The following is a 4,942-nucleotide window of genomic DNA, read 5'->3' as shown; positions in this document are numbered from 1 at the left end:
CAGATGTGGAAGCCCGGTAACGGGTGGAGCTGACTGGTACTAATAGGCCGAGGGCTTGTCCTCAGTTGCTCGCGTCCACTGTGTTAGTTCTGAAGCAACGAACCGTTGCTGGTTTCTAGAGCTAGAACATAACTACAAAGTGTGCTTGTTCGCTCGAAACCGATTAGGGTTTCGGTGGTCATAGCGTTAGGGAAACGCCCGGTTACATTCCGAACCCGGAAGCTAAGCCTTTCAGCGCCGATGGTACTGCAGGGGGGACCCTGTGGGAGAGTAGGACGCCGCCGAACAATTTTTCAAAGGACCCCTGGTCCAGCGTTCAACGCTGGACCAGGGGTCTTTTTTGTTTTCCAAAGCTTTACGCCGAAGCGCGGCCATGGGTTGGTTGCGCGAGAATGACTAGCGGTACCCCGAAGACAGGAGTCACACCCATGTCCAACTCTCCCGACGATCGTCCGGAGCGCGAGCCTCGGCGCAACGACGGCGGTGACAGGGGCGGCTACCGCGGGGGCCGTGACGACCGTGGCGGCGACCGTCCGCCGTTCCGTCGCGATGACCGTGGTGACCGGCCGGCCGGCGGCGGTTTCCGCCGTGATGACCGTGGTGGCCGTCCCACCGGTGGTGGGGACCGTCCCTCGTACCCGCGTCGCGACGACCGTGGCGGGGACCGTCCGAGCTACCCCCGTCGTGATGACGACCGTGGTGGCCGTCCCACCGGTGGTGGCGACCGTCCCTCGTACCCGCGTCGTGACGACCGCGGTGGCGACCGTCCGTCGTACCCGCGCCGTGACGACGACCGTGGTGGATACCGCGGCGGCCGTGACGACCGCGGCGGCGACCGCCCGTCCTACCCCCGCCGTGACGACGACCGTGGTGGATACCGCGGCGGTCGCGACGACCGTGGCGGCGACCGCCCCTCGTACCCCCGTCGTGACGACCGTGGCGGCGGCGATCGCGGTGGTTTCCGCGGTCGTGACGACCGTGGCGGCGACCGTGACTTCCGCGCGGACCGCGACCCGGTCAAGCGGCTCCCGATCGACGAGGACGTCACCGGCTTCGAGATCGACTCGGATGTCCGTCAGGAGCTCCTGAGCCTGCCCAAGGGCCTGGCCGAGGAAGTCTCCAAGAACCTGGTCATGGTGGCCCGGCTGATCGACGAGGACCCGGAGCAGGCGTACGCGTACTCGCGCATCGCCCTGCGTCTGGCTTCCCGCGTCGCCGCCGTGCGCGAGGCCGCCGGCTTCGCCGCGTACGCCACGCAGAAGTACGCCGAGGCGATCGCGGAGTTCCGCGCCGCCAAGCGGATGACCGGTTCCGTGGAGCTGTGGCCCGTCATCGCCGACTGCGAGCGCGGTCTCGGCCGTCCGGAGCGGGCGCTGACCATGGCCGGCGAGCCCGAGGTGCAGAAGCTGGACAAGGCCGGCCAGGTCGAGATGCGTCTGGTCGCGGCCGGTGCCCGCCGGGACATGGACCAGCTCGACGCGGCCATCGTCACCCTGCAGAGCCCCGAGCTGGCCTCCCACTCCGTGCAGCCGTGGACCGCGCGTCTGCGGTACGCCTACGCGGACGCCCTGCTGGCGGCCGGTCGTGAGGACGAGGCGCGCGAGTGGTTCGCCAAGACCCTCGAGGCCGACAAGGACGGGGCCACGGACGCCTCCGACCGGCTCGCCGAGCTGGACGGGGTCGAGTTCGTCGACGCCGCCGACGATGACGACGTCGATGTCGATGTCGACGGCGACGTCGACGGCGACGAGGCCCCGGACGCCGACCGCGACGTCGAGGACGAGTTCGACGACGAGGACGAGGACGAGGACGACGACGACCCCGAGGTCGTCGCCGCGGAGCGTGCCTCCGACCAGGCCGAGTACTACGACGAGGACGACGAGGAGTACGAGGGCGACGCCGTCGGCGACGCCGATGTCGACCTCACCGACGAGGTCGTCGTCCTGGACGAGGACGACCGCGACCAGGGCTGAGTGAGCTGAGAAAGGGCGGTACCCCCGGTGGGGGTACCGCCCTTTCGCGTATCCGGAACCCGATGGGCCGGCCCGGTCAGTCCAGGCTGCGCAGCACCAGGCCGGTGGCCGGTTTCGGGCCGAAGGACGTGGACTTGCGCGGCATCGTCACGCCCTGGCGGGCCAGGTCCCGGACGACCGCCTCCCGTACGGGGTGCATCAGGACCGCCGTGCCGTCGATCCGCTCCGCCATCTCGACCGTGGCCTCGGTGTCGTGGATGTAGACGATCTGGTCGGGGGTGTCGGGGACGCCCCAGAGGGTGTCGAGCAGGGTCGCGTGGAGCACGGTGGCGTCGAGCCGGCGCCACGCCTCGGGGCGGTCGCGGCGGACCGTACGGGCGATGAGCGCCGGGTCCGGGTCGGTGACCAGGTGGAAGGTGCCGTCGCCGGTGAGGAGGAAGGCGTTGCCGCGTTCCGCGGCCTCCTCCAGGACCTCCATGGCCAGCGGCAGCGGGCCGTCGACCGGACGGACCCGGAAGTGGCCCTCGAGGGTGGCCAGCGCGTCGCGCAGGGGGAGGCGGCGGAGCAGCCGGTGGATGGCGCGGACCTGGAGCGGATAGCGGGCGGTGTCCACGAGGAGGACCAGGCCGAAGTCCCAGGCGGTGGGGGAGCCGTGCTCCTCCTGGAGGCGCAGGTACGTGGCCCAGCGGTGGTGGCCGTCGGCGATGAGGGCCTGGCGGTCGCCCAGGTCCGCGGTGATGGCGGCCAGGTCGGCCGGATCGGTGACCGACCAGAGGCGGTGCTGGAAGCCGTCCTCGGTGGTGGTGGAGAACAGCGGGGCCCGCCGCGCGGTCCGTTCGACGACCGCGGCCGCGCCCGCGGACGGGTCGTCGCCGAGGTAGGTGAGGAGGAGCGGTTCCAGGTTGGCCGATGTGGCCCGCATCAGGCCGGCGCGGTCGGTGACCACGTGGGGCATGACGTCCTCGTGGGGCAGGACGATGCCCGCGTCCGGGGTGGACAGGGCGAGGGCGCCGATGAGCCCGCGCTGCAGCAGACCGCCCTTGCGCTGCTCGTAGACGTAGAGCGCGGGCTCGGGGTCGGCGCTGAGGACGCCCTCGGCGAGCCAGTCGTGCAGCGTGCGCGCCGCCTGCTGGTTGCGTGCGGCGGGGGTGTCGGCCTGGGGAAGGATCAGGCGGACGATGTTGTGGGGGTCGGCGGACTCCAGGTGGTCGAGTCCGTCGGGGCGCACGACCACGTCGTACGGCGGTGAGGTGACGGCCGCCAGGCTGCCGACGCGCTCGGGGACATAGCGCAGGCCGTGGAACGGCATCAGCCGCAGTCCATGGTCCGCGGTGCCAGATGTGGTCATTGGTGCATCGTAAGACGCGTCTCGTCATGCGGGATGATCGGGGCAGTACGGAAACCGGACAAGATCGATCTCCCCCAGCCGGCGCTGGGAGGGCCCCAGGAGGAGCGGACACCATGACCCGGCAGAGCAGGACCAGTCCCGCGGGCAGTGAGCGGAATCTGCACCAGGCGTACGACACGGCCCTGCTCGACCTCGACGGGGTGGTGTACGCGGGCGGCGAGGCCATCGCGCACGCCGTGGAGTCGCTGGCGGCGGCGCGAGCCGACGGGATGCACCTCGCGTACGTCACGAACAACGCGCTGCGCACCCCGGACGCGGTCGCGGAGCACCTGAGCGAGCTCGGGATCCCCACGGAGGCCGGCGAGGTGATCACCTCCGCGCAGGCGGTGGCGCGGCTGATCGCGGAGCAGGTGGAGCCCGGATCCAAGGTGCTGGTCATCGGCGGCGAGGGGCTGCGGGTCGCGCTGCGCGAGCGCGGGCTGGTGCCCGTGGACTCCGCCGAGGAGGAGGGGCTCGCGGCCGTGGTCCAGGGCTACGGGGGGCCGGACCTGCCGTGGGGGCGGTTCGCGGAGGCCTCGTACGCGATCAACCGGGGGGTGCCGTGGTACGCCTCGAACACCGACCTGACCATTCCGGGGGCGCGGGGGATCGCGCCGGGGAACGGGGCCGCGGTGGAGGTGGTGCGGATCGCCACGGGCGCCGAGCCGCAGGTGGCCGGGAAGCCGCTGCCCCCGATGCACCGGGAGACCGTGCTGCGGACCGGGGCGAAGCGGCCGCTGGTGGTCGGCGACCGGCTGGACACCGACATCGAGGGCGCGTTCAACGGGGACGTGGACTCACTGCTGGTCCTGACCGGGGTGACGGACGCGGCGCAGCTGCTGCGGGCCGAGCCGAAGTACCGGCCGACGTACGTGGACCGGGACCTGCGCGGGATGCTGACCGGGCAGCCGGAGGTGGTGGCGGTCGGCGACGGGGCAGTGGGCGGCGCGGCGGACACCGGCGGGGCGGACGGCAGCGGGGCGGACGGCAGCGCGGCGGACGGCAGCCGGGCGGACGGCGCCGAGGCGCCCGCCGCGGGCTTCCGCTGCGGCCGCTGGACCGCGGTCGCGCGGGACGGCGTACTGGAGTTGCGGGGCGAGGACGGCGGGGCGCGGGACGGCGCGCGGGACGGCGGTGCCGGTGACGCCGGAACGCACGACGACGCCGTCGACGGACTGCGGGCCCTGTGCGCGGCGGCCTGGACGCACGCCGGGGACGGTTCGTGCGGGCTGGACGCGGGGAAGGCGCTGGCCAGGCTGGGGCTGTAGGGGCCGCCGGAACCGGGGTTGCCGCAGGGGCGCCGCCGCGCCGGGGGGGGGGGCGGGCCGGCCGCGGCCCCCCCCCCCCCCCCACGGCCCCGGGACGGGGGCCGTTCGGGGGATTCGAGCAAGGCAAGATTAGGCTAACCTAACTTGCGTGTTGGTCGAGAGTCCCCCCGAACAGAGCGCGGCGCCGGTCGCCGCCCCCCGCGGGGGCCCCCCCGGGGGCCCCCCCCCGCGGGGGGCGCCCCCCCCGGGGGGCGCGCGGGGGGGGCGGGGGGGCCAAACCCCCGGCGGCCCCCCGAAGGAACACCCCCCCCCCG

At 72.9% G+C, this 4,942-nt stretch carries 3 protein-coding genes and 1 rRNA gene; 3 read left to right on the top strand and 1 reads right to left on the bottom strand.

Annotated elements, in window-relative coordinates; translation table 11 throughout:
- Nucleotides 1–170 precede the first annotated feature (170 nt).
- Together rrf and ACWF9Z_RS32850 are read left to right on the top strand one after the other, a co-directional pair.
- Nucleotides 171–287, top strand: a 5S ribosomal RNA gene (gene rrf / locus ACWF9Z_RS32855).
- A gap of 798 nt (nucleotides 288–1,085) precedes the next feature.
- Nucleotides 1,086–1,973, top strand: a complete 888-nt coding sequence (locus ACWF9Z_RS32850; protein ID WP_453608503.1) for a hypothetical protein — start codon at nucleotides 1,086–1,088, stop codon at nucleotides 1,971–1,973.
- Nucleotides 1,974–2,049: 76 nt separating this feature from the next.
- On the opposite strand, the gene ACWF9Z_RS32845 is transcribed toward ACWF9Z_RS32850, so the two are convergent.
- A complete protein-coding gene (locus ACWF9Z_RS32845; RefSeq protein ID WP_453608483.1) occupies nucleotides 2,050–3,321 on the bottom strand; it encodes a DUF1015 family protein in 1,272 nt (423 codons plus the stop codon).
- A 113-nt stretch (nucleotides 3,322–3,434) separates the two neighbouring features.
- On the opposite strand from ACWF9Z_RS32845, the gene ACWF9Z_RS32840 reads away from it, so the two are divergent.
- Nucleotides 3,435–4,628 carry an HAD-IIA family hydrolase gene (locus ACWF9Z_RS32840; protein ID WP_453608481.1) on the top strand — a complete coding sequence of 398 codons (1,194 nt, stop codon included), beginning with the start codon at nucleotides 3,435–3,437 and terminating at the stop codon, nucleotides 4,626–4,628.
- The last annotated feature ends 314 nt before the right edge of the window (nucleotides 4,629–4,942 follow it).

The organism is Streptomyces sp. NPDC054961, assembly GCF_053609145.1.
The sequence above is the reverse complement of the archived record's forward strand: the minus strand, read 5'-3'. Positions and strand labels throughout refer to the sequence as shown.

Coding starts and splice junctions, on each gene's coding strand:
- ACWF9Z_RS32845 (WP_453608483.1), bottom strand. CDS start 3,321: ATGACCACATCTGGCACCGCGGACCATGGACTGCGGCTGATGCCGTTC.
- ACWF9Z_RS32840 (WP_453608481.1), top strand. CDS start 3,435: ATGACCCGGCAGAGCAGGACCAGTCCCGCGGGCAGTGAGCGGAATCTG.